General features: G+C 38.1%; 21 protein-coding genes. 12 read left to right on the top strand and 9 right to left on the bottom strand.

The features are described 5' to 3' along the window. Positions 1–11: 11 nt before the first annotated feature. Positions 12–3,656: a GH32 C-terminal domain-containing protein gene (locus MHH51_RS02850; protein WP_339284380.1), complete on the bottom strand. Its 3,645-nt coding sequence runs from the start codon at positions 3,654–3,656 to the stop codon at positions 12–14. A 615-nt stretch (positions 3,657–4,271) separates the two neighbouring features. Further along, positions 4,272–5,141, bottom strand: coding sequence for a GNAT family N-acetyltransferase (locus MHH51_RS02845; RefSeq protein WP_186813554.1), 870 nt, complete (start codon positions 5,139–5,141; stop codon positions 4,272–4,274). Positions 5,142–5,478: 337 nt separating this feature from the next. Here MHH51_RS02845 and MHH51_RS02840 point away from each other — a divergent pair, with 337 nt between their 5' ends. The 3 genes from MHH51_RS02840 to MHH51_RS02830 all read left to right on the top strand — a co-directional run bounded on the left by MHH51_RS02840 (position 5,479) and on the right by MHH51_RS02830 (position 7,900). After that, positions 5,479–6,648, top strand: coding sequence for a short-chain dehydrogenase (locus tag MHH51_RS02840; protein ID WP_147209099.1), 1,170 nt, complete (start codon positions 5,479–5,481; stop codon positions 6,646–6,648). A 534-nt stretch (positions 6,649–7,182) separates the two neighbouring features. Then, positions 7,183–7,617, top strand: a complete 435-nt coding sequence (locus tag MHH51_RS02835) for an NUDIX hydrolase (RefSeq protein ID WP_147209097.1) — start codon at positions 7,183–7,185, stop codon at positions 7,615–7,617. A 61-nt stretch (positions 7,618–7,678) separates the two neighbouring features. Next, entirely contained in the window at positions 7,679–7,900 is a 222-nt protein-coding gene (locus MHH51_RS02830; RefSeq protein ID WP_147209096.1) for a hypothetical protein, read from the top strand. Positions 7,901–8,201: 301 nt separating this feature from the next. Here MHH51_RS02830 and MHH51_RS02825 read toward each other — a convergent pair whose 3' ends face one another. Both MHH51_RS02825 and bla read right to left on the bottom strand, forming a co-directional pair. Further along, complete coding sequence (locus MHH51_RS02825; RefSeq protein ID WP_339284378.1) at positions 8,202–10,211, bottom strand: penicillin-binding transpeptidase domain-containing protein; 2,010 nt, start codon at positions 10,209–10,211, stop codon at positions 8,202–8,204. Positions 10,212–10,226: 15 nt separating this feature from the next. Beyond that, on the bottom strand, positions 10,227–11,153 hold the full coding sequence (bla, locus tag MHH51_RS02820; RefSeq protein ID WP_147209093.1) for a class A beta-lactamase: 927 nt from the start codon (positions 11,151–11,153) through the stop codon (positions 10,227–10,229). 224 nt (positions 11,154–11,377) lie between these two features. Here bla and MHH51_RS02815 point away from each other — a divergent pair, with 224 nt between their 5' ends. The 3 genes from MHH51_RS02815 (at position 11,378) to MHH51_RS02805 (ending at position 14,189) form a co-directional block, all read left to right on the top strand. Next, positions 11,378–13,165: a BlaR1 family beta-lactam sensor/signal transducer gene (locus tag MHH51_RS02815; RefSeq protein WP_339284376.1), complete on the top strand. Its 1,788-nt coding sequence runs from the start codon at positions 11,378–11,380 to the stop codon at positions 13,163–13,165. Between the two features lie 16 nt (positions 13,166–13,181). Continuing rightward, on the top strand, positions 13,182–13,568 hold the full coding sequence (gene blaI / locus MHH51_RS02810; protein WP_147209090.1) for a penicillinase repressor BlaI: 387 nt from the start codon (positions 13,182–13,184) through the stop codon (positions 13,566–13,568). 90 nt (positions 13,569–13,658) lie between these two features. Continuing rightward, positions 13,659–14,189: a GNAT family protein gene (locus tag MHH51_RS02805; protein ID WP_147209088.1), complete on the top strand. Its 531-nt coding sequence runs from the start codon at positions 13,659–13,661 to the stop codon at positions 14,187–14,189. 131 nt (positions 14,190–14,320) lie between these two features. Here the strand turns inward: MHH51_RS02805 and MHH51_RS02800 are convergent, their stop codons facing one another. Beyond that, the gene (locus MHH51_RS02800) at positions 14,321–14,971 is read right to left on the bottom strand and encodes a FusB/FusC family EF-G-binding protein (protein WP_147209086.1); all 651 of its coding nucleotides are present in this window, start codon (positions 14,969–14,971) and stop codon (positions 14,321–14,323) included. Between the two features lie 297 nt (positions 14,972–15,268). Here MHH51_RS02800 and MHH51_RS02795 point away from each other — a divergent pair, with 297 nt between their 5' ends. After that, the gene (locus MHH51_RS02795; RefSeq protein ID WP_147209084.1) at positions 15,269–16,003 is read left to right on the top strand and encodes a hypothetical protein; all 735 of its coding nucleotides are present in this window, start codon (positions 15,269–15,271) and stop codon (positions 16,001–16,003) included. Between the two features lie 58 nt (positions 16,004–16,061). Here MHH51_RS02795 and MHH51_RS02790 read toward each other — a convergent pair whose 3' ends face one another. The 3 genes from MHH51_RS02790 to MHH51_RS02780 all read right to left on the bottom strand — a co-directional run bounded on the left by MHH51_RS02790 (position 16,062) and on the right by MHH51_RS02780 (position 17,252). Beyond that, on the bottom strand, positions 16,062–16,622 hold the full coding sequence (locus MHH51_RS02790) for a hypothetical protein (protein WP_339284374.1): 561 nt from the start codon (positions 16,620–16,622) through the stop codon (positions 16,062–16,064). 48 nt (positions 16,623–16,670) lie between these two features. Continuing rightward, entirely contained in the window at positions 16,671–16,988 is a 318-nt protein-coding gene (locus MHH51_RS02785) for an RNHCP domain-containing protein (protein ID WP_246145048.1), read from the bottom strand. An 81-nt stretch (positions 16,989–17,069) separates the two neighbouring features. After that, positions 17,070–17,252: a hypothetical protein gene (locus MHH51_RS02780; protein WP_339284371.1), complete on the bottom strand. Its 183-nt coding sequence runs from the start codon at positions 17,250–17,252 to the stop codon at positions 17,070–17,072. 183 nt (positions 17,253–17,435) lie between these two features. Between MHH51_RS02780 and MHH51_RS02775 the strand changes: the two genes are divergently transcribed. After that, entirely contained in the window at positions 17,436–18,185 is a 750-nt protein-coding gene (locus MHH51_RS02775) for a class I SAM-dependent methyltransferase (RefSeq protein ID WP_147209080.1), read from the top strand. Between the two features lie 15 nt (positions 18,186–18,200). Further along, positions 18,201–18,710, top strand: coding sequence for a GNAT family N-acetyltransferase (locus MHH51_RS02770; protein WP_339284369.1), 510 nt, complete (start codon positions 18,201–18,203; stop codon positions 18,708–18,710). Between the two features lie 138 nt (positions 18,711–18,848). On the opposite strand, the gene MHH51_RS02765 is transcribed toward MHH51_RS02770, so the two are convergent. Beyond that, the gene (locus tag MHH51_RS02765; RefSeq protein WP_339284367.1) at positions 18,849–19,661 is read right to left on the bottom strand and encodes a DUF692 family multinuclear iron-containing protein; all 813 of its coding nucleotides are present in this window, start codon (positions 19,659–19,661) and stop codon (positions 18,849–18,851) included. Positions 19,662–19,830: 169 nt separating this feature from the next. On the opposite strand from MHH51_RS02765, the gene treP reads away from it, so the two are divergent. From treP to treR, 3 genes are all read left to right on the top strand, one after another. Then, a complete protein-coding gene (treP, locus tag MHH51_RS02760; RefSeq protein ID WP_156985870.1) occupies positions 19,831–21,264 on the top strand; it encodes a PTS system trehalose-specific EIIBC component in 1,434 nt (477 codons plus the stop codon). 76 nt (positions 21,265–21,340) lie between these two features. Next, positions 21,341–23,026: an alpha,alpha-phosphotrehalase gene (gene treC, locus MHH51_RS02755; protein ID WP_339284366.1), complete on the top strand. Its 1,686-nt coding sequence runs from the start codon at positions 21,341–21,343 to the stop codon at positions 23,024–23,026. A gap of 15 nt (positions 23,027–23,041) precedes the next feature. Continuing rightward, positions 23,042–23,755, top strand: a complete 714-nt coding sequence (treR, locus tag MHH51_RS02750) for a trehalose operon repressor (protein ID WP_147209070.1) — start codon at positions 23,042–23,044, stop codon at positions 23,753–23,755. Positions 23,756–23,795 lie beyond the last annotated feature (40 nt).

Genomic DNA, 23,795 nt, shown 5'->3' with positions numbered 1-23,795 from the left:
TAAACACTGTATTATTCATTCTTGGTATCTGAAAATACATCTGCTGATACCTGCCACTGCTGGCTTGGATTTGCCTGCTCTTCCTGCAATTCTGCAAGCGTAAGTTTTCCATCTTCTGTTACCGTCAATACTTGTTCATTATGAATAGAACGGATGACTACAGTTTCATTATCCAGCTGCTCAATTAGCCAACGCTGGTTGTCATAGCCAAGATAATCGTATAACTGAATTTTTTGCTGATTGGTATCCAAGTCAAATGCCTGGTCCTGTTCTGTTCTAATTGAATAGGACCCCTGTTCGTCTCCTGTCGGCATAAGAGACCATTTCATTTGTTCCTCTCCCAATTTCACAGGCTCTCCATTTTGTAAATTAACTGCATATAATGATTGACCTATTTCAGTATTCGTAAAGGCAGTCTGCACTAATTCAGCATCAGATACCTGGTTTATTTCTACATTTTGATACGTCACTTTCCCATCAAAAACATTTAATCCAAAGTGACCTTGAGCAAATGTGCCATCCTTAAGATCGATGATATTCTCGCCATCAACATCAATACGAATATGCGGTCCTTCTGCTTCAATTTTGACAGCATATGTTTTGTCGGGCTCGATAAATGCCGGAACATTGTCAATCACCATATGATCTTCTATCTGACCATTTACCTTATAAAACAAACGGAACGCCTTCATATTAGGGTCTAAATTAAAATAGTACCCGCTGCTGCCATCTTCATTCGCCCGAAACACGACGGCTCCGGCACCGCCATCGGGGCTCAGTGTCATATCAGCTTCATAAATAAAATTCCCACCTGTATCTTCTGCCATATAATTAGCATCACTTGTATGGGCACCGCGAATTCCAGCTTCTGTTTTCAGCCATTTTACTGTTTCAATATCAGATTGCCAGCCTGTCAGATTCGTATTAAATGTTCCATCATGCACCTGTATTTCTACTGTTTTCATGACTTTCTCATCAGGTGTAGAAACAGTAACCACTGCTTCACCATCGCTAACAGCTTCTAATTCAGCTTGTTGGTGATTAGATGACTTAATATTAATCACACCCGAATCAGAGACAGACCATTCCAGTGATTTGGAGTCATTACCATTCTTTAAAGCCGCCTGAAGAGAAATTGTATCGCCAACATTCAGCTCTCTTTTACTTGTATCAATTATAATTTCAGCTGCATCTTCATGATGACGATTCCAAATATCTTCCAGCTGATTTACTTTTAATGAGATAATCTCAACAGGCCCATTTTCTGTATAAAAACTCATTCCTCTGCTTGTTGCCTTTGGAAAAATAACATCAGAGAAAACCACTTGCCCATCATTCGCAAACACCTCTATTGAACCATTGTCTACGAATATATTTAATTTCACACGCTGATTATCAGGTGCCAGATCCGCTTCTTGCCGCGTGCTAAATTGATTGGAGAAATCTGTTTGTCCAGATTCCGAACGATCAATGTATATTTGCTCATCAGCCGGGCGATACCCAATCACACTTTTTTCTTCGGTTCCCTGACGAACTTGAAAACCAAATTCTGAAGCTTCGCTGTCAGCTGGAATTTCAATTTCCGCTTCAATCTGATAGGATTCGCCGTCAATCTGTTCCAAAAGGGTCCCCGCTTCGTCTTCACTTACTTGTTGATTGCTTATTTCAAAAATTGTCTCACTAATCGAAGCCAATTCTTCAACCGGAGATTGGACGAGCCTGACCCCTTGCTCTGTATCTATCAGACTTAATTCCCTTGGTATTGTCAATTGGCCTTTCCAGCCTTCTGTCGGGAAATCAAATGGATAATCCCAATTTGTCATCCATGCAATGGTAATACGACGATTATCCGGCATATCAGTAAAAGACATAGAGGCATAGAATTCCTTGCCAAAATCAGTTTTCAATACATCTCCCGCTTCATTATCATTAATAAATGTTCCTTCTTCTGTTAAATCGCCAATAAAATATTCAGCATCAGAGCCCTCTGTATCAGGGTTGGCGCCTGTACTAATCATTAGCACCCATTTAGTCTCGTCTGTTCCTTCTACCGGCAATTCAAACAGGTCTGGACATTCCCAAACACCGCCACGAACATAACTATCATAACCAAAGCTGTCGGTATGCTCCCAATCAATCAGATTTTCAGAGGTAAAAAAGCGAATGTGATCACCTCCTGAAACTACCATTACCCAACGATTATTTTCTTCATCACGTACTACTTTAGGATCTCTAAAATCCCAGCTTCCCGGATCATCTTCTGCCTTACCCGGGTTTTCAATTACAATAGGATGCTCCTCGGAATATTCCCATGTACGTCCTTTGTCATGACTATAAGCAAGCCCAATTCTTTGGTTTCCATTCTCTTGATCAGGATTAAAAGAGGTATAATAAGCAATTAAACCCTTCCCGCCTGTATCTGAAAAAAGCCCAGATGCATTATCTTCATCTGCAACAGCTGCACCCGACCAGACATGCCCATGATCATTCCAAGGAAGAGCAGTAGGTAAATGCTTCCAATGGATAAGGTCTTCACTTACAGCATGTGACCATGTGCCTCCATCCTGATGAAAGAGATGGTATTCCCCTTCAAAATAAACAAGGCCATTCGGATCACTTGCCGATCCTCTTGCCGGTGTATAGTGGTAGTTTGGACGATAATTTTCTTTGTAATATTCATCAGTCTGTGCCGCATAGACATTTTCAAAATAAGCTGTTCCAGACAAATTAACCAGCCCGATCTGACCTTCCTGATATTGATTATCAATATATTCTATTGCTGGCTCACGATAACCATCCAGATAGGCTGTTACTTGGTTATCCTTCACTATAAGCTCCATATGATGCCTCGTCCCGCTGATGGAGGAATATGACTGCTCTGAGCTTGCCAGCACAGTACCATCCAGTAACTGCAATTGCACCCTTAACTGGTCATCCTGCTTTACTAATATCACTTGGTAACCAGCCGCAGTCTCATGATTTTTCCGGAAAGTAAATCCAGCCGCTCCTTCTTCTTCTGCAAATGAAAGATCCCCTTCCAGAACAAAATCATTTACTTGTCTATCAAAGGTCTGTTGCCCTTCTCCAATAGTTTTTAACCCCTGGATATCTGGTTGCCATTGTCCTTCTGTCATAATAATCTCACCTAAGTTATGAGTAAAATCACTTACATATACATTCTCAAAATATCCTGTTCCGTCCTCCACATGGAGTCCCAAAACTCCAGCTGCATCATTTTCTAATTTCGTTCCCAATATATCGTTATACTGATTATTCCAGTATACTTGAAGCTTCTGATTAACTGCTTTTACTTTGAGATGATATATCTCTCCCGCTTCCAAATCTATTTCCGCTTCCTCTAAGGGCTTATCTGGATTCCGCAGATCTAAAAGCTGAAGCTTGCCTTCCTCTTGATCTATTTGAATCATATAACCCTCGTTCTCTGTCGTGTTTGCCTGGAAAACAAGCCCTGCTTTGGTCTTTTTATCAACTGTTTTAATATCTGCCTCGTAGGTAAAGTCATCAGCAGTTGTATCAGAAAATGCTGCAGCCTGCTCATTCTCCTCGGAAGTTAGCTGGATTCCTTGGACAGTATCCTTCAGTTCCCCTGAACCTCCCACGCTCCAGTTCTGTAGATTCTTATTAGCTTTACTCATCACTTTCCCCTCCTTATCAGCAGCCTCAATATCTGAATCACACAAAAATATAACAACTAGTATAAACAATATAACCCATATAGAACGTTTGCATTTCAGTCTCCACCCAATAGTAATCTCCCCCTTTTATTAACTGCAAAGAACATCAATTTGTAATTCCACCTTTATATCAACCGGTTGACATAAAAACCTAAAATAAATGAACAAATACAAAATCATCATAAGGTAAACGCTTACATATGTCAAGCGGTTGTCATGAAGTGAACATTCCTTGGACAGAGGGACCCAATGTCCAAGGAACAAAGGCTAAGTTCGCGACATCGCGACATCGTGTCGCAACACCTTTGTGACCTACATCCTGTAGGCCCGAACTAATCGGGCCGTTACTGGCTGCCTGCTCTCCCACTTAGAAATAACGTGTTTCCTTCATTTATTGATGAGGGAGTCTTACAAAAGCTTTTCGATGGGGCGAGTAATCGCAGTCCCAGTCCCAGCCAGTTACACTGCGATAAAATTCAATCACCTTTTTATGCCCTGTATATTGCATTTGTTGTATCAAAATAATTTACTCTTTTACAAGAAGTAATACTATCTGTTTTATTAACCGCAGCTTCACTAATCCTTACTTTTATAGTGAATCAATGTATTCTCTTTTTCAAATCCAGCTTTCTCATAAACATGATTCGCATAATGGTTTCCAGCATCTACCGTAAGATATATTTCATTTATTTCGGAATAGGAAAACATTGCAGTTAACGCTTCTTTTAATAAAAGCCTCCCAAAACCTTTATTTTGGTAATTGTTCGATACAGCAAAATATTCCAGCGAAGCTTCTGAAAGCTCTTTGTCTACTTCAAAATAAGCATAACCAATAAGCCCTCCATTATCATCCTTTAGAACCTTCAGTATATTATCCTTGTTGAGTCTGCTCCAAATTGTCTCAGCATCATAATATGTACCTGGAAAAGTGATATCATGCAGTGCTTGAAATGCAGAAAAATCTTCTTCTTTTATTGAACTGCTCTTTATTTCCCCAAGCATATCAAAACAGCTCCGATGGATGATTAAACTTAAATGATGACCTTTTTCTTCAGCATTTATCTGCTTCATAAATAATTGCTGTTTTGTATTTTTTTCGTTAATCAAGAAAGAAAATTGCCGAACCTCAGGATAATTTTCTTTTAAACATCCCCATAGCTTAGCGGATATCTCCATACTTTCTGTTTTATTAAAAGGCCCCCAGACCTCTGCTTCTCCATTTTCAATATCGATTCCGCATGCAGCTATAATCTCACCAGTGTTGGTTTTTGCTATAAAAAAGGAAGCCTCTCCCTTTTCATCAATGAAATCCTCTTTAAGCGCTCTCAAAATATCTGCTTGATCTGTTCCACAAAAACCAATATGATTGGATTTTTGATTATTTATATCAGCAAGAAAAGCAGACAGAAATTCGAGGTCATTTGCTCTTTCTATTAAAATACTCATTGAAAATCTCCTTTTATCTGAATCATATTTTGTTGAAGACATATTATACTATTTAACTGTGTAAGACTAATTCTCCTTGACATTTACCAACAGCCAGTGAACTATCCAATATACAGTAATGAATATTAATATTGCTGTTTCATTTTTAATATTTCTTCAAATTCTATTCCTGCACTCTCTTTCTTCTTTAAATGTATCATATATATTTCAGAAAAAATCAATTTATTATTCCGAAAACGATATATACACTATATTGCTTGTTTTCAAAAACGCTTTTACAATGAATAATAGACACTTGATTAATATACAGACTAATTAACTAGAGAGGAGGGATTTTTTGCAGAATTATCACTGGGAGCCTTTATCTCTTCAAGAAATACGTTATCTGATGAAAGATATCTCTATACCATGGTGGATTGCTGGCGGCTGGGCGCTGGACCTGCATTACGGGAAGCAGACAAGAAAGCATGAAGACATGGATATTCTTATTAGAAAAACACATTTACCTTTTTTGAAAAAGTATCTGGGTGAAAGCTATGAATTATTTCTTGCTAACAAAGGCAGTTTATCAAAGCTTACAGATTCAGAGAATTTAAATATACAATCAGGCAGTATTTGGGTGAAAATGAAGCATGAGATAATTTGGTTATTTGAAATTATGCTGATTGATACAGAGAATAATGAATGGATATATAAAAGAAATAATCAGATTAAGCGGCCTTTAAGTGAGATTGGAGCAATAACAGAGGATGATATACCCTATATAAAACCTGAGATACAATTATTATATAAAGGCGGGAGCTCTGTTATCAGACAGAAAGACAATAATGATTTAGAGCGGATGCTTCCTATTCTGAAAAGAGATGAAATGAAGTGGCTACATCATGCGTTAAGTCAACAATTTAACAGGGAGCATCCTTGGCTGCAAATAATCAATGATAAAATTCAAAGTCTCCCCTCTCATGCCTTAGTTATTGGCGGAACTGGAATGTTATCCGAAGCATCCCTATGGCTTGCTGACAGATCAAACAAAGTCTCTATTATTGCACGCGATCAGAGTAAAATGGAAAGTTTAATTACTAAAGCTAATTATTCTGCCCCAATCACACCATTATTAGTTGACTATACAGATAGTGCCATGCTAAAGGATAAAATCAGATCCTGTATTCATCAGAATGGTCCAATTGATTTGGTTATTGCGTGGATTCATTCCAATTCGAATAATGCTTTAGATATTATTGATTGGGAAGTTTCAAAAGAAAGTTCAGATTGGAAACTCTATCATATACTGGGAAGCAGCTCTAATCTAACTCAAATCAAAGAAGCCGCTTTAAAGAAATATCCAGGTTGCCAGTACAGACAAGTTCAGCTTGGATTTATTTTAGAAAAAGAACATTCCAGGTGGTTAACAAATCAAGAAATCAGCGAGGGGGTAATTGATGCTGTTGCTAATGAAAAGAGCGTCAAAGTTATTGGCACTCTAGAGCCTTGGGATAGACGGCCTTAACTTTTACTTTTTTTGATTGAGTAACTGCGTTTTTATTTCATTAAAGTAATCATTCTTAATTGTTTATTATATAAGAAATTTTAGAGAAATGAATCAGTCACTGCATTTAGGTTATTTTACAAATAATAAATATTAGTGTATATTTACAGTAGAAGCACATAAATTATAAAAACCGCCAGTGTCGAGAGCACTAGCGGTATACAATAGCTAGGATCCCTGCAAGGGGGTTAGCACCGATTACGAAAATAATCCACCGAACCGAGCTGTCAACTCAAGGGTGGGTTATTTTTTTTGGTTATCTGACAGTGCTAATATTAAACTGGCAAAAGCAACAGCTAACATTAGACTTTCAAATACTGTCATAGCACCACCCCCTGTCTTATGGGAGTGTGCCAACCACCCTTGAGTTATCCGAATACTATTGATATATCGATTATACCATACAACAAGCACGTTTCATTATCTATATTCATTGAGAAAAAATGCTTGTATCAATATGAAAATCATCTATAAAAAAATGAAGGCGGTGTCTTTATGAAAAAAGAGATCATACGTCCAATTGCTATTTGTCTGTTTCAAAAAGACAATACAATACTAGTTTCTGAAGGTTATGATTATGTAAAAGAAGAATTCTATTACATACCAATTGGCGGGGGAATTGAATTTGGAGAAAAAAGTTCAGATACCTTGATAAGAGAAGTAAAAGAAGAATTAGATGCAGATATTTCTAATCTTCAGTTTCTCAGTACGATTGAAAATATATTTACCTTTAATGGAGATACAGCCCATGAAATTGTTCAGATTTATGATGGTGAGTTTGTTGACAAGTCCTTATATAATCAGTCCAAGCTGCTAATAAAAGAAGATAATGGACAAACACATAAAGCCACGTGGAAGCCTTTATCTGATTTTCAAAATGGAAAACTGCGCCTTGTGCCTGAATCACTTTACAATTTATTAACAAAATGAATTTTTCTGATTTTCTTTGTTAAAATCGGGTATGAGCATACATTAGAAGGAGTGATACATCATGAGGTTGAAAAAATCTTTTCTTGCAGCCTTTGGGGTCTCATTGATACTTATTCTCGGAGCATGTCAGAGTGATGAAAATGAAGAACCGGATAATCAAGAACCGACTCAAGAAGAAAACGGTAATGAAGATGGAAATGAACCTGAAGATACAGAGGAAGATAATAACGAGGATGGAGCAGATGAAGACAAGGTTGAGGATATTTTTGAGGGTGGAGAATAAAATATATTTAAATGCTTCATCTGGTTTGAAATTACTGCAAAATATTACTTTATAAAAAGACTTGTTTGACCGGCAAGTCTTTTTAGTGCAAATTTCTTTTAAGGTTCTTTAAACCATTAAGAATCATTACCACACTACACAAGTTAATGATTCTGAAATATTTATTCCCAAATAATTCCCTATTATAATTCACTAATTGAAATCTCCCCATAACAATACTGCTTGGCGGCCCGCTGTGATGAATAAATTTGAAATAGGGGGAAGCATGTGTACTTCACCCTATTTTATATACAGCAGCTCGCTAATTGCTTCCCTGCTGTATATACTCAAAAATATTTTTCGCCTTAGAAATCACATAACCGCTGCCCCCGCGATCCTTCACATCTTCTATCATCATCACCAATAATATTTCTGGATCCGTTTCCTCGAAACCGACAAACCAGCCATTTTCATTTCCATTATCATCTTCTTTGCTCTGTTTAATTTCTGCTGTTCCAGATTTCCCGCCGATGACCGTGCCAGGAATATAGGTAGTATGTGCCGTACCCTCTGGGCTCTCAACAACCTGAATCAAATTCTCTTTGACCAGATTTGCTGTTTCCTTACCGATAAGATTTTCCTTCCATACTTCAGGTTCATCCTTTTCCACCAGAGATGGGTACAGCATATTTCCTTCGTTGAGATAAGGTGTATAGGTTAAAGCAAGATGCAGCGGGCTCATCATTACCTGACCTTGTCCATAAGCTGTATCAGCAAGCTGTGCCTCACTGTCAATTTCTCCATTGTTCGTCAAATTAGAGGCTGGAATCACAAATGGAAATGGAATCTCTTCCCCAAATCCAAAACCGGCCGCTTCTTCTAAAAAGGTATCCTTCCCCATCTCCAGAGCTTCCTGCGCAAAATAAATATTATCCGAATGAACAAAGGCATCACGCAGATTGACATTCGCTTTATCATGTACACGGGTGACATAATAATCTCCCCATGAATCATCCTTTGTCCAATGAAGTCCATTAATCTGTCTTACTTTTTCAGGATTAGTTACACCTGTTTCTAATCCTATTGAAGCTGTTATCGTTTTAAACACGGAACCCGGAGCATAACGGCTTGTAAAACGATTTAAGAATGGCTCATCTGGATCTTCACTCCATTTTTCCCATTGTTCTCCTGATAATCCCCGGACAAAAGCATTGGGATTATAGGCAGGCGAGCTGACTAACGATAAAACAGCTCCGGTGTTCGGGTCTAAAGCAACTGAAGTTCCTGCATCACCTTCAAACTGTTCATATATTTCCTGCTGCAGTGCAGCATCAATAGTTAATTGTATATCTTCTCCATCGACAGGTTCTTTTTTGGCCAGCGTTTCTTTCAAATCACCGTCTGCATTACTTATATAAATATGGGTTCCATTTTCTCCCCGTAATTTCTCTTCAAATATCTTCTCCAGACCTGCGTTTCCAATTACATCTCCAGCAGTATACTCGTCCAGCTCTTCCAGCTGTTCTGCAGATATTTCCCGCACATAGCCGGTTAAATGGGCAGCCGAGGCTCCCAATGGATAGGTACGGACCTTTTCCACCCGGGAGCTTACCCCCGGGAGCTCCTCATAAGCTTCTATATCATCTTCTTCCATCGGCAGTGTTTTTATCGGCACAAATACTTCTGGAGTAACCCAGGACGCATCCAGCGCTTTGTCTATTTCTTCAACAGAAACACCCAATAACTCAGCCAGCTTTTCTTTAGTCTGATCTGCATCTTCTTCAAGCATACCTGGTATGACACCAATAACATTCGCCTCTTCGTTGATTGCAAGCCCGGTTCCATTCTTGTCCGTCAGTTCTCCTCTTTCTGCTTCTATTGTTTTTACCTTTACTTTGTCCCCTTTACTTAACTGGGGAAATATCTGCGAGGAATTCCATTTGACCAGCCAGGCTCCTTCATCATCCTGCTCTAATGTCACCCGATGACTATATTCAATAGAACCAGCAGTGGTATCCATCTCTACACTATACGGAATAGTAATGAGATCTCCCTCAGACTTCAACTCCTCTTCTGTATCTACCCTCAATGTTATCTGTAAATTTTCAGCTCCTATTCCATCATATATAGCATCATAGCGTTCAATAAACGCTTCTTCTGTTATTTTACTTTTTACTTCTTCGGAAAGCTGCTCATACATAGCATGAAAATCCCTATTCTCCCAGTTGGAAATATAACCGTTTAATACTTCTGACGGCTCCTCTTTTTTGGAACATCCAACTGCTAGCAAAAACACCATTACAATCAGGATAATCGTCCGGTATCCTTTCATTTTTCCACCTTCCTGTTATTCTTCATTCTGCAGCTGTTCAATGACGCGCTCAGCAGCTTTTTCGATTAATTCATCATTATAATCTGCGTCTGCGGTATCTTGGCTGGAAAGAACGGCGATAACAATTGGAGCTTTATTGTCAGGCGGCCATACAACAGCTATATCATTTCTTGTACCGTAGTTTCCTGCCCCGCTCTTATCTCCTACTTCCCATCCTTCTGGAACACCTGCCCGAATCAACGAATCTCCAGTTTCATTCCCTGTTATCCAATCAATCAGCAATTCACGCTTGTCTTCAGGAAGTAAATCACTTAACACATATTTTTGCAGGCTTTCAGCAAGGGCCTGAGGCGTGCTGGTATCCCTTGTATCTCCTGGAGCGGCTTCATTTAATTCTGTCTCCATTCGATCCATTTCTGTAGTTTCATCACCGTTTTCTCTTAATATTTCTTCCAGCCCGTTTGGCCCTCCAAGTTCTTCTAACATCAGATTTCCTGCTGTGTTATCACTGTAACGGACAGCAGCCTCTATAATTTCTTCCAGCTTCATTCCATCATCTGCATGTTTCTCTGTCACAGGAGAATAGGTTACTAAATCTTCTTCAGAATAAGTAATTACTTTCTCTAAATCCTCTATTGAATTTGTTTGTAAAATAGCTCCCGCTGCTAAAGGCTTAAAAGTAGAAGCATAAGCAAATCTTTCATCTGAACGATAGGCAACTGTCTGTTCAGATCCAGTATCAATAGCATATACACCAAGTCTTGCATCAAATTCATCTTCCAGCTCTTTAAAAACTTCCTCGCCTTGAGAAGTCTGTTCTGGAGCTTCAGAACTTTCTTCGCTGCTCTCCACATCATTGGAACAGCCTGCTAATCCAATTGCGGCAATCGACAACAATAAGATGAAGCCTTTTTTATTAAAAATATCTTGAAAATGTTTCATTTAAAGTCCTCCTTAAATCAGTTTGACTACAACTGTAATATAATACTACACACGTAGTCTTGTTTTGTCAATTTCTATTTTTATCCTTTACAATTTCTTAACTGATAGATTGATAAATGTACTTGATAGTGCTAAAATTTAATGTATTACAAATGTAATTTAAAATAAATTTCGGTAAATCGTTCTTATATAATTACCGCAAATGAAGAATGGAGACGAAAAGCATGTATATCACAACGCTTATTACAGGCCTCATCATTTCTTCCATTACAATCGGGTTTATTTTTCTTATTAAAAAGTTATTCCAAAAGCAGTTATCCGCCAAATGGCAATATAATCTATGGTACTTATTACTTTTTGCTTTGATTATTCCATTTATTCCCGGCCGCTTCATTCCCGCCGGTAATTTATTCCGTACATTTACAGGCGGTCATTCTGCAGATGGGAATTCTGCTGCTATTAATGGCGCAGCGTCTGGAAACGGAGGAACAAATTCAAACTGGATGCAGGATTTTTCCGTAACGGTGACGCAGACAAATACAGAACTGTTAAATGGGATTGCTGCTGGAATATGGATTACTGGAGCTCTTGTTTTCACAGGGCTTTCTATACACGCGTGGCTGAATTTAAGGAGTATTAAAAAGTCGATTTCTCATGTGGAAGATAAAGAAATTCTTGACCTATTCCAAACATCTAAACAACAATTAAATATCTCAAAAAATATAGTATTAGGTGTCTCAGATAAAGTACGGTCACCTCTGACATTTGGACTGCGTAAAACCTTTGTTGTATTACCGGCCAATTTTGAAGAATGGTTATCTAAGGATGATATCAAACATATCCTTCTGCATGAATTAAACCATTATAAATATAAGGACATTCCTACCAACTATCTAATGGTTTTCTTCCAAATCATATATTGGTTCAACCCTTTAATTTGGCTTGCTTTTAAAGAAATGCGTCTGGATCGTGAAATTGCATGTGATCACGCCGTACTAACATCTTTAGATGATAAGAACTATAAAAAATATGGAAACACAATTATTCATTTTATCGATAAATCTCCCAGCCCTCAGTATAATAAGCTGGCAAATCAATTAAATGGCTCAAAAAAGCAGATAAAGAAACGAATTATAGAAATTGCATCATTTCAAGCAGACTCTAAATTACAGCATGTCAAAAGCATCGGCATCTTCCTGCTCACCGGCCTGTTTATAGTTACGCAGATTCCACTTGCTTCTGTAATGGCCAACGATAACAATCGCTATACGTCTTTTAATCATGATCAGATATACGAAGAAGATCTCAGTGACTATTTCAAAAATGATGAGGGCAGTTTTGTTCTTTACGATATGCAAAAGGATGCTTACCATATCTATAATGAGGATCAGAGCACATCACGGATTTCTCCTGATTCTACTTATAAAATCTATAGTGCCTTATTTGGATTAGAGGAGAACGTCATAACACCGGCACAAAGCATGATTGAATGGGGTGGTGTCGAACAACCTTATGAACAATGGAATGGAGATCAAAACCTAGAGACGGCTTTAAACCGTTCTGTTAACTGGTATTTCCAGCAAATCGATCAAGAAATAGGTCTGGACAGTGTTCAATCCTACCTAAATCAAATCCATTATGGAAATCAGGATACTTCTGGAGGGCTGGAACAATACTGGCTGGAATCTACTTTAAAAATTTCGCCAGTTGAACAAGTTGAGCTGTTACATTCATTCTATAACAATAGCTTCGATTTTCAGGAAGAGCATATTGAAGCTGTTAAAAACGCATTGCAAATGGATGAAAAGAATAGTTCTGTACTCTACGGAAAAACAGGCACAGGTAATGTGAATGGCAAGGATATAAATGGCTGGTTTATTGGATTTGTAGAAACAGAGACAAATACTTATTTCTTTGCAACCAATATACAGGATGAGGACAAAGCTTCTGGAAGCATAGCAACGGAAATAACCTTAGCTATTTTAAAGGATAAACAAATTTTTGATGAATAGAACCGGGGTGATATATATGTCAGAAAAAGTACCAAGCATCTCTGAAGCAGAATGGGAAGTAATGAATGTCCTGTGGGAAAAAGCACCGCAGACAGCAAATGATGTGATTTCCAATCTGCAGGGGCAAAAAGATTGGAAATCAAAAACAGTACGGACGCTTTTAGACCGATTAGTGCACAAAGATGTTGTTGGTGTAAATAAAGACCAGCGCGTGTACACTTTTTATCCGCTCTATTCTCAGGATGACTGCCAGCGTGCAGAAGCAGAATCCTTCATTAAACGTATATATGGCGGCACAGTGAAATCGATGCTTGTTCAATTTATGGAAGAAGATTCATTGTCCGAGGAGGATATTGAGGAATTAAAATCGATTTTGGATGAAAAACCAAAAAAGAAAAAATAACCTGAACAGAGACTTGATGAAGGGACTGAATGATGCGCAGATAACAATACTTTCCAGACAGATTTCTAAAAAATATTGGAGGGTGAAGTATTGAAAGAAGAACTTTTTACAAAAAGATTAGCCTTACGAAAAATTCGGATATCTGATGCCACTGCGCTATTTAATGTCTGGTCAGACCCGGCTGTTGCGGCATTTATGAATATTTCTGCTTTTATACATGAATCTCAAGCAATAGAAATGATTAACCTGCTCAATGAATTAGCTGAAACAAATCAGGCTATCCGCTACACCTTGTTTGATTTAAAGTCGAAGGATATTATCGGCAGCTGTGGATTTAATGCTATCGACACAGAAAATGCCCGGGTTGAGATTGGCTATGATATTGCAAAAGCACATTGGGGAAATGGATATGCTCCTGAATCCATCCAGGCATTAATTGATGAAGCTTTTGAGAATTTAGCAATTAACCGGATTGAAGCGAAAGTGGAACCGGCAAATATAAATTCGATTAAAGTATTGCAAAAACTAGGATTTACCTTTGAAGGAACATTACGGCAATATGAGAAGGTGAAGGGTAATTTTGTTGATATGCATATCTATTCCCTTTTAAAAAATGATTAATTATATGGAAGCCGTTCCAGATCTGTTTCAGAATTTGGAGCGGTTTTTCTTTAGAGTTTTTCATTTCAAAAAGCAGATAAAGAAAGTACGTACTTTCTTTATCTGCTTCCTATTAAATTTCTTTAATTAAGTTATTTGGTAACTCTATCAAAAAATGCACTTACCTTCTCTATATCCGTTACATGCTGATTACATAATTGACTGTCAGCACAGACATAATTGTAGTGTTTGGTAAAAGTTCCGGGAACCTCTCCTTTTACAGAAGTGGTGAGACGGACAACTTCCGTATGCTGGTTGCAAAGCGCACAAATACCTTGTGTTGCAGGAAGTTTAAAAGTACCCTTTAGTGCTTTAAAACCTTTATCTTGTTCCATTACCAAATATCTGCGGAGTTTCCCAGGATCGTCCCAGGCTAAATAAGAAATTTGCTGAAAGTCGATCTCCTCCAGATTAGGAAGCTTCAGCTTTTTTTCCTTTTTAAATAAGCTTTTTAACTTACTTGTTTCCACTGCTTTAAATGGAATAATATAGGTTTTCAGCTGTTCTAAAAAGACCTCTCCCTCTGCCCGGTCATTTATATCTATCAACGATTGAACTATTTTTTCTTCCTCATCAGACCATGTAAAGGAATCTATCAACTCGCTTTTCACAATTCCGCGTACAGCCAGAATAACATTTTTATCTTTTGTTGTGGCCAACGCCCGTATAATTTTATCTGTCTGCTGCTCCATAAAACGATAGTTTGCTACCGTTAAAAACGGCTTAATTAATTGTTTTTCCATTTGAATTCACTCCATTATATTAGGCTTTTTATTAAAATGTACGGCCTAAAGAGATCATTCATTATTAATGCTGCTTTACTTCAGACCTCTCAGACCAAAAGGGCGCCCAGTCTAGAGTAAGCATTACCAAAGAATGCTGCCATTTCGATTCCTCCTTAAAAAGAAAGCTATTGCCAGTATAGCACTTTTTCAAAATAAAGTTTTACGATTTGAATAATTCTTAAAAAATAATCTGGAACTTCAGGATTCATTTCAGGAAAAGAAGGGAAATATATACAGTAGAAGGGGTGATGCACCATGAGACTGAAAAAATCATATTTCACAGTACCAGGTATGGCACTCTTACTTATTCTGGGGGCATGCCAGGGCGCTTCGCAAGCAGAATCAGATATGTCACAGCAGGAATCGGATGAAAAAATAGTTTCTGAGACAGATAGCACAAAAGATAATGAAGTAGAATCAACAGAAAAGAATCAGGAAGACGAAGCAACAGAACTGGAGAACAGCAATAACGAAGAACAACAGACAGAATCCGATGATTCCAATAGCACAGATACAGCTGCTGAGGAAGAAAACACAGACAGTAAAGAAGCTCCCAGCAGTGATATAGAAGAAACGGATTATTCCAGTAAACAGGAAGCAATTAACGCAATTGAAAACTATGAAGAAGTTGAGCAGACAAATATAGATCTTGGTCATGGCGTCAAAGCTCTCTCAGAAGGAGCTACCGGCCACAACTATATTTCGTGGAATGAAGGGAAATGGCTGATTCGGGTAAATGCTCCAACTGACCCTGAATATGCAGCCGGGAATTATGGGGATGGCGAGGAGCTCGCCCGGGCTGTCGTAGATTATTTGGAAACAAATTATCTACCTGCGCCTGATGAGCGTGGAGTAATTGAAATTGACGATTTTGACGAACATCCCGGAACAGTTATCCGTTGGCAGCAAGGCAGTACTGTCTATGAAATTGATGAGAGCACTGACAATCCAATAGATGCATTGCAAATTGCTGTTGAAAGCGAATCTTAGACTTAAAAGACTTGCCTTTGTTATATAGAGGCAAGTCTTTTCATGTAGTCCAATAAAATTATTTTCGGCTCACATTATTTATTTTCACCTGATACTTTTTCAGAAATTGATTCAGTTCCCTCTTATTATAAATATGAACTACTTTTTCTTCATACGCTTCTATTTTCCTCAATGCCTTTGCTAAATTATTTGTATCATATTTCGTATTCCATTTTAATAACTGCATAAGATCCTTCAGGCTTTCCTTTTTGGTTGGCAAAATACGAAGCTTTCTTTTTAAAAACCGGAGAATTATCCGCATTTGTCTTAAATGCATATTTGTATGTAAAACAATAATTTGATCCGCTTTTTCAAAGCTGGTATCCAGCCAGCCATAATAGACACCCTCCATAATCCAGGCATCTTTTGAAAGGACAGCCTCCAGCTCCTTGTCTCTTATTACAAGATCTTTTTTTGTTCCATAGCTTTTATTCCAGAATAAGTTATCCAGATCAGCAGCCGGAATAGCAAGTTTATCTGATAGTACTCTTGCCAGATAGGTTTTCCCGCTTCCCGCACCGCCGATAATATGTATTTTCTTTATTTTTTTCTGCAATGCGTTACCTGCTTTCTGTTTCAAAGATGAATTGCCTCCCTGCCGCTGAAGAGCAGGGAGGCAAAGAATAATCTAATACTGATTAAATGCTTTCACGAAACGGAGAATATCATCTTCCTGAATCGTATTTATTGCTGCTTTATTACGTTGTCTTTTTCCACATTTGTTACATTCGTGAATAATTTGATAGCCCTTCTTTCCAGAATAGTCTATCTGAATTGGCCGCATGACTCCTCTACAAGTGCTAAGTCTGTCTCCCGGCTCATTATCCAAATGCTTTGAATATAGGCAGAAAGGGCAATGATTGCGAAAGCTCCCATTTGTTACCGCTGCTACGTTCGCTCCGCAATGCTCACATTGAAAAGCTGTATTTTCTGTTATTTTGCTCAACGTCCTCATCCTCCAAGATAATTTTTTTATCTTTGGAGAATGGGTTCTGTTTTTTTTCCTGCTATTCGCAGTTTCAGGCTTTTAAGGAGAAGGGACAAATTCACCGTCTTGTTCTGCAAAACGATTACTTCTAGTTCCAGCTTCACAAGAGCCTGTTCCATCTCCTGATCCGGACCACGATTGATTTTGTGCATTTATATCAACCACTGTAAGACAGCCAACGCCATCTTCCATTAGTAAGTGTTCTTCCCTAATCACTGACATTGGCATCATCCCCAATTAAGGACGTTGAAGCTTCCATAATGTAATATGCAAATAACTCCGCCTCTCTCTTTCCAATTTTAGATTATTCTCTCACTTTATTATAGAATGGAAATATATCATTCACAACCTTTACACGAATGGTGTACTTCCAGATTTGAATATTTATAGAATAGAGGGATAGGTGTGTTCAAAGAATATGGAGAATTAAGTACAAAATTATATGAAATTACGAAACCTGTCGGATACTCTATGGGCGGTGATATAGAGTATTATTATGAGAAGTTGAAAAACCGTCAGGGTCCTGTACTGGAGGCTGGTGTCGGCACTGGAAGAATGCTGATTCCATTTTTAAAAGAAGGAATTACTATTGATGGCGTGGATATCTCAGCTGAGATGTTGGAGCAATGCAAAGTCAATATGCGGGAGCATCAGGTAAATACAAATTTATTTAACCAGGATTTGCTGCAGCTTGATTTAAAGCAGACATATCAAACTATTATTATGCCAACAGGAAGCTTTTGTCTGCTTCCAGGAAATCATATCAATGCTTTTCTTCAAAGACTGTATAATCATCTGAAAGAAGGCGGGCAATTTATTTTTGATACTTTGTTGCCAATAGACTTTCATGCTGGAGACATGGATATAAGCACTCACTCTTTGACAGAGGACTCGGGGATATTATTCACAAGCACGAGTGAAGCGATAGATTGGCTGGAGCAAAAAGTTTCCTATATCCATAAATATGAGCTCCTGCGTAAAGGTGCGATAGAGAAAACAGAAATCTCTCATTTTATCCTATACTGGTATGGACTGAAGGAATTAGAGTTATTATTAAAAAATATTGGATTCGGCACCGTTAGTTATGAAATTGGCTATGGACAGGAAAATGATCCTTCCTTAATAACATTTATTGCGAGTAAAGAGCGTCATTAGAGGGGTGATATCATTTTGAAAATCCAAACGGAACGGCTGATTCTGCGGCCATTTACAGCAGTAGACAGAGATATTCAGGCGCTATACGAAATCCTGGGCGATAGGGTTGTTAATCAATATTTGCCTCTATTTACTCTGCAAAATAAGCAGGAGGCAGAAACTTATTATGCAGAAAGAATTCTCCCTCAGTATCAGAAAAAAACAGGGTATTACCTTGCAATTTGTCTAAAAGAAATTAATCTGCCGATTGGTTATGTAACTGTCAGCCTGGAAGAAGGACATGATTTTGGATATGCGTTAAAAAAAGAATTCTGGGGAAATGGCTTTGTGACAGAAGCAGGCCATGCTGTCATTGCAGAGCTAAAAAATACTGGACTCAAGTATATTACTGCAACACATGATATTTATAACATCGCCAGCGGGAGAATTATGCAGAAGCTCGGAATGACCTATCAATATTCCTATGAGGAACAATGGCAGCCAAAGGATATTCTCGTCATTTTCCGAAGTATCAGCTTAATTTAGATGATAAAAAAGACCGTGTCTTTAAAAAATATTGGAATATGTACGCTGAACATTTTGTAGAAGATATTTCAGATGCCAAAAGATAATCCCTCTTTCATATTGGGATTATCTTCTCAACATTATATATCTGAGCATGTACTATTTCCTGTTTACTAAACGGTGTAAGCGGGGCACCTGTTCAGCTAAGACATGTGATTCAGTTCTCCATTCAAAAGCAGGCCCTACTCCTCCATATTCAAAAGATACAGCCCAAGGTGCAGACCATATACCATTATGTATATTTTCCAGTGCCCACTCCGCCAGTTCCCAGTCAGCTCTGGTCATAGGCATGCTGTCACGGTAGCGGTTACCATCATGCTGGATTCCGGTAATATGCAGCTCCTTTAAATTCTGTAATGGCAGCTGACTTACATAATCGAACACATCTTTATTTAAATACCTGCAAGTCATTTGTGCATGTGCTGTATCCAGCAGCAGCCCACATTTCGTTTCCTCTATTATTTGTGTAATAATATTTGGATCGATTATCGGTTTCAGCATATTCCCTTCATAGCTGCGATATATAACATTCTCAACGATTACCCTATCGGCTCCAAATCGTTCTGAAACGATATTTATATCATCTGTAACATTCTTAATAATAAATTCTATTTCTTTGGGATCATTCGTGTTTATGTCAAAAGCAGGATAGTCCTTTGATAATGCTGTTAAATGTAAATTAATATAAGGTGTTTCTGTTTCCCACAAAAAATTTTCTATTTTTATCCAATCGACTTTATCCATATTTCCAGTACCGGCATCTAAATTAAAATGGACGTACGCTGGCCTGAAGCTTTGAGCTGTTTCTATTAATTTATCATTTAAATCAGGGCATTTGAAAACATCAACATCTATTTTACCTTCATTTACCAAGTGATAAGCTTCCGATGAATAATTAACCGCCAATTTCATATATCTACTCCCCTCTACCCCACTCATTTTTTTGAAAATATAATATTCATACAATTATAACAACAATTCATAAAAACAGCTTAAATTTTTTATTGACAAACTTGTATATACAAGTTAAACTGAAAACGTTAACACTTGTATATACAAGATATGAAAAGGAGGAAAGTCATTGAGTAAATATACAGCTCCATCAAAAGAATTATTGGAAAAAGTCGGTGGAAGTGACAACATCTCTGTCGTTACGCATTGTGCTACCAGAATGCGATTTGTCTTAAATGATCCGGAAAAAGCAGATGTAAAAGCCATTGAAGATATCGATATTGTAAAGGGAACCTTTACACAGGCTGGACAATTCCAGGTTATTATCGGGAATGAAGTCGCTTCCTTTTATAATGAATTTACGCGTATTGCTGGTGTTGGTGACACTTCTAAAGAAGATGTCAAAGAAGCAGCGAAACAAAATATGAATTTCATCCAGCGGTTAATGGCGCACTTAGCAGATATTTTTACGCCGATTATCCCAGCACTTGTTGTCGGAGGTCTGATTTTAGGTTTCCGAAATGTCATTGGTGAAATTGAAATGCTGGAAAACGGAACTATGACATTAGCGGCATCCTCGCAATTTTGGTCAGGGTTATATGATTTTCTCTGGTTAATTGCTGAAGCTATCTTTCATTTTCTCCCTGTTGCTATTACCTGGTCTATTTCCAGGAAGATGGGAACAACGCAAGTACTTGGAATTATTTTAGGTCTTACACTTGTTTCACCCCAGCTTTTAAATGCTTATGGCGTTGCAGAAGCAACAGAAATACCAGTCTGGGATTTTGGATTTTTCCAAATTGAGATGATTGGTTATCAAGCACAGGTTATCCCGGCTATTTTAGCTGGTTTCGTATTAGCTTATTTAGAAATATGGCTTCGTAAAATCATCCCACAAGTGGTATCTATGATTTTTGTGCCATTCTTTGCATTACTTCCAGCTGTTATCATAGCCCATGTTGTGTTAGGCCCCATCGGCTGGACAATCGGTTCATGGATTTCAACGGTTGTCTATGATGGATTAACTTCCGCATTCGGCTGGCTATTTGCAGCAGTATTTGGATTTGCATATGCACCACTGGTTATTACGGGATTGCATCATATGACAAATGCCATTGACTTACAATTAATGAGCGAATTTAACGGCACAAATCTCTGGCCTATGATTGCTCTATCTAATATCGCACAAGGCTCTGCCGTTGTAGCAATGATTTATCTGAATCGCAAGGATAAAAAGGAACAACAGGTATCTATTCCAGCCGCTATCTCCTGTTATTTAGGAGTTACAGAACCGGCATTATTCGGGATTAATTTACGCTACTTATTCCCATTTATCGCCGGAATGACAGGCTCTGCTGTTGCAGCAGTTATATCTGTCGGATCTGGTGTTATGGCTAACTCGATCGGTGTCGGCGGTATACCAGGGATCTTATCTATTCAATTACCGCATATGCTGATGTTCGCTGTAGCAATGGTGGCAGCTATCGTTATCCCATTCATCTTAACAGTTGTTCTATCCAAAACAAAAATGGGTGTAGACGCATATAAGCGTTTAGGTAAATAAGGAGGGAGTCTATCCCTCCTCTAATTCATATAGAGTCAAAAGTATTTGAAACGCAGCAGTATTTAGGAGGTTGATTATGCAAGAAAAATGGTGGCAAAAATCCGTCGTTTATCAAATTTATCCAAAAAGCTTTAATGATACGACAGGTAATGGAATGGGAGACATTAACGGAATCACAGAAAAATTGGATTATATCAAAGAATTGGGGGTAGATGTGATTTGGCTAACCCCTATTTATGTTTCTCCCCAAAATGATAACGGATATGATATTGCAGATTACTATACCATTCAACCCGATTATGGAACGATGGAAGAGTTCGAAAAAATGCTGGAAAAAGCACACCAAATCGGTTTAAAAATTATTATGGATATCGTTGTTAACCATACATCGACAGAACATAAATGGTTTAAGGAAGCTAAAAAGTCGAAGGATAACCCTTATAGAAACTATTATATCTGGAAGGATGGCAAGCCAGGTGAACTGCCGACAAACTGGGAATCCAAATTCGGCGGCAACACTTGGGAGTACGATGAAACAACTGGTTCTTATTATTTACATCTCTTTGATGTTACCCAGGCTGATCTTAACTGGGAAAATGAAAAAGTCCGTGATGATGTCTATCAAATGATGAACTTTTGGCTGGATAAAGGGGTAGATGGCTTCCGGATGGATGTTATCAATTTAATTTCCAAAGACCAGCGTTTCCCAAATGATGACGGCAGTATCGCTCCGGGAGATGGACGTAAATTCTATACAGACGGACCTCGGGTACATGAATTTCTTCATGAAATGAATCAGGAAGTATTTAAAGGTCGTGAAACGATTACCGTTGGAGAAATGTCATCCACTTCTATGGAGGATTGTATTAAGTATTCCAATCCAGAACGTGAGGAGCTGGATATGACCTTTAACTTCCATCATTTAAAGGTTGACTATCCAAATGGTGAAAAATGGACAAAAGCTCCATTTGATTTTCTTTATCTAAAGCAGCTGCTATCTGATTGGCAGACAGGGATGCAGGAAGGCGGCGGCTGGAATGCGCTATTCTGGTGTAATCATGATCAGCCAAGAATAGTATCCCGCTTTGGAGATGATACAATCTATCACAAGGAGTCGGCAAAAATGCTGGCAACAACAATTCATATGATGCAGGGTACTCCTTATATCTATCAGGGTGAAGAGTTCGGAATGACCAATGCCGGCTTTAATGATATTAGCCAGTACAGGGATGTAGAATCGCTGAATATGTACAAAATTAAAAAAGCAGAGGGCCTCTCTGACCAGGAAATTATTGAAATACTTCAGGAAAAATCCCGGGATAACGCTCGTACACCAATGCAATGGAATAATACAGTCAATGCCGGTTTTACGGAAGGAAGTCCTTGGATCGGGCTTCCTGATAATTATCAGATAATCAATGCAGAAGCAGCAATTGCTGATAAAACGTCTATTTTTTACCATTATCAAAGATTAATTCAGCTTCGAAAAGAGTATCAAGTCATTACAGACGGAAAATATCAGCTGATTTCACCCAATGACTTTGCAATTTTTGCGTATATAAGAGAAAATAAAGATACAAAACTATTAGTAGTAAACAATTTTTATGCAAAAGAAGCAGAGCTGAATTTACCTGAAGCGATCCGCAGTGATTGTAAGGATAGCAGGATTTTATTATCTAATTACGCAGATTCTCCATCTTTAGCTTCAGATACGATTTCACTGCGCCCATATGAGTCGATTGTTTATTATCTAAAGAAATAAATGGAGTTAGTTGCGATGCGAAATAAGTATTTAATTATTTATCAGGAAATGGCTCAAAAAATAGAAAAAGAAACATTTAAAGCAAATGAATTCCTTCCGTCGGAAAATGAATTAGCTGAGCAGTATCAGACATCACGGGAAACGATTCGAAAAGCTTTAAATCTGCTTGCCCAAAACGGATACATTCAAAAAATCCGCGGCAAAGGATCAACGGTGATTGAACGGAATAAATTCGATTTTCCAGTATCCGGCCTGGTCAGCTTTAAAGAATTAGCTGATAAAATGGGAGAAAAGCCGATTACCACGGTTCATCAATGTGCAAAAGTCAGCGCAAATGAGTTTATCCAGAAGCAATTAAAGCTTGCAGATAATCAGGAGGTTTGGGAAATTATCCGGACCCGTTCCTTCTCTGGACAGCGCGTCATTTTGGACAAGGATTATTTAATAACAAGAACCGTTCAGCACATCTCTAAGGATATTGCAGAAGCTTCTATTTATGACTATCTTGAAAATAATTTAGGTCTTATCATCAGCTTTGCAAAAAAAGAAATTATTGTTGAGGAACCAACAGCAGAGGATCATGAGCTGCTGGATTTAGAAGGCTTTTATAATGTAGTGGTTATTAAAAACTACGTTTATTTAGATGATGCAACATTATTTCAATATACCGAATCGAGACACCGTCCTGATAAGTTCCGATTTGTTGATTTTGCTAGAAGAGAGCATTAGAAGAAGGCTGATTTAAGTATTTAACTGCTTATATCAGCCT

Source organism: Oceanobacillus sp. FSL K6-3682, assembly GCF_037976165.1.
GTDB classification, from domain to species: Bacteria; Bacillota; Bacilli; order Bacillales; family Amphibacillaceae; genus Oceanobacillus; species Oceanobacillus sojae.
Note: the sequence above shows the minus strand (reverse complement) of the source record. Positions and strands in the feature narration are given on the sequence as shown.

Coding starts and splice junctions, on each gene's coding strand:
- MHH51_RS02850 (WP_339284380.1), bottom strand. CDS start 3,656: ATGAGTAAAGCTAATAAGAATCTACAGAACTGGAGCGTGGGAGGTTCA.
- MHH51_RS02845 (WP_186813554.1), bottom strand. CDS start 5,141: ATGAGTATTTTAATAGAAAGAGCAAATGACCTCGAATTTCTGTCTGCT.
- MHH51_RS02835 (WP_147209097.1), top strand. CDS start 7,183: ATGAAAAAAGAGATCATACGTCCAATTGCTATTTGTCTGTTTCAAAAA.
- MHH51_RS02830 (WP_147209096.1), top strand. CDS start 7,679: ATGAGGTTGAAAAAATCTTTTCTTGCAGCCTTTGGGGTCTCATTGATA.
- MHH51_RS02825 (WP_339284378.1), bottom strand. CDS start 10,211: ATGAAAGGATACCGGACGATTATCCTGATTGTAATGGTGTTTTTGCTA.
- bla (WP_147209093.1), bottom strand. CDS start 11,153: ATGAAACATTTTCAAGATATTTTTAATAAAAAAGGCTTCATCTTATTG.
- MHH51_RS02815 (WP_339284376.1), top strand. CDS start 11,378: ATGTATATCACAACGCTTATTACAGGCCTCATCATTTCTTCCATTACA.
- blaI (WP_147209090.1), top strand. CDS start 13,182: ATGTCAGAAAAAGTACCAAGCATCTCTGAAGCAGAATGGGAAGTAATG.
- MHH51_RS02800 (WP_147209086.1), bottom strand. CDS start 14,971: ATGGAAAAACAATTAATTAAGCCGTTTTTAACGGTAGCAAACTATCGT.
- MHH51_RS02795 (WP_147209084.1), top strand. CDS start 15,269: ATGAGACTGAAAAAATCATATTTCACAGTACCAGGTATGGCACTCTTA.
- MHH51_RS02780 (WP_339284371.1), bottom strand. CDS start 17,252: ATGTCAGTGATTAGGGAAGAACACTTACTAATGGAAGATGGCGTTGGC.
- MHH51_RS02765 (WP_339284367.1), bottom strand. CDS start 19,661: ATGAAATTGGCGGTTAATTATTCATCGGAAGCTTATCACTTGGTAAAT.
- treC (WP_339284366.1), top strand. CDS start 21,341: ATGCAAGAAAAATGGTGGCAAAAATCCGTCGTTTATCAAATTTATCCA.
- treR (WP_147209070.1), top strand. CDS start 23,042: ATGCGAAATAAGTATTTAATTATTTATCAGGAAATGGCTCAAAAAATA.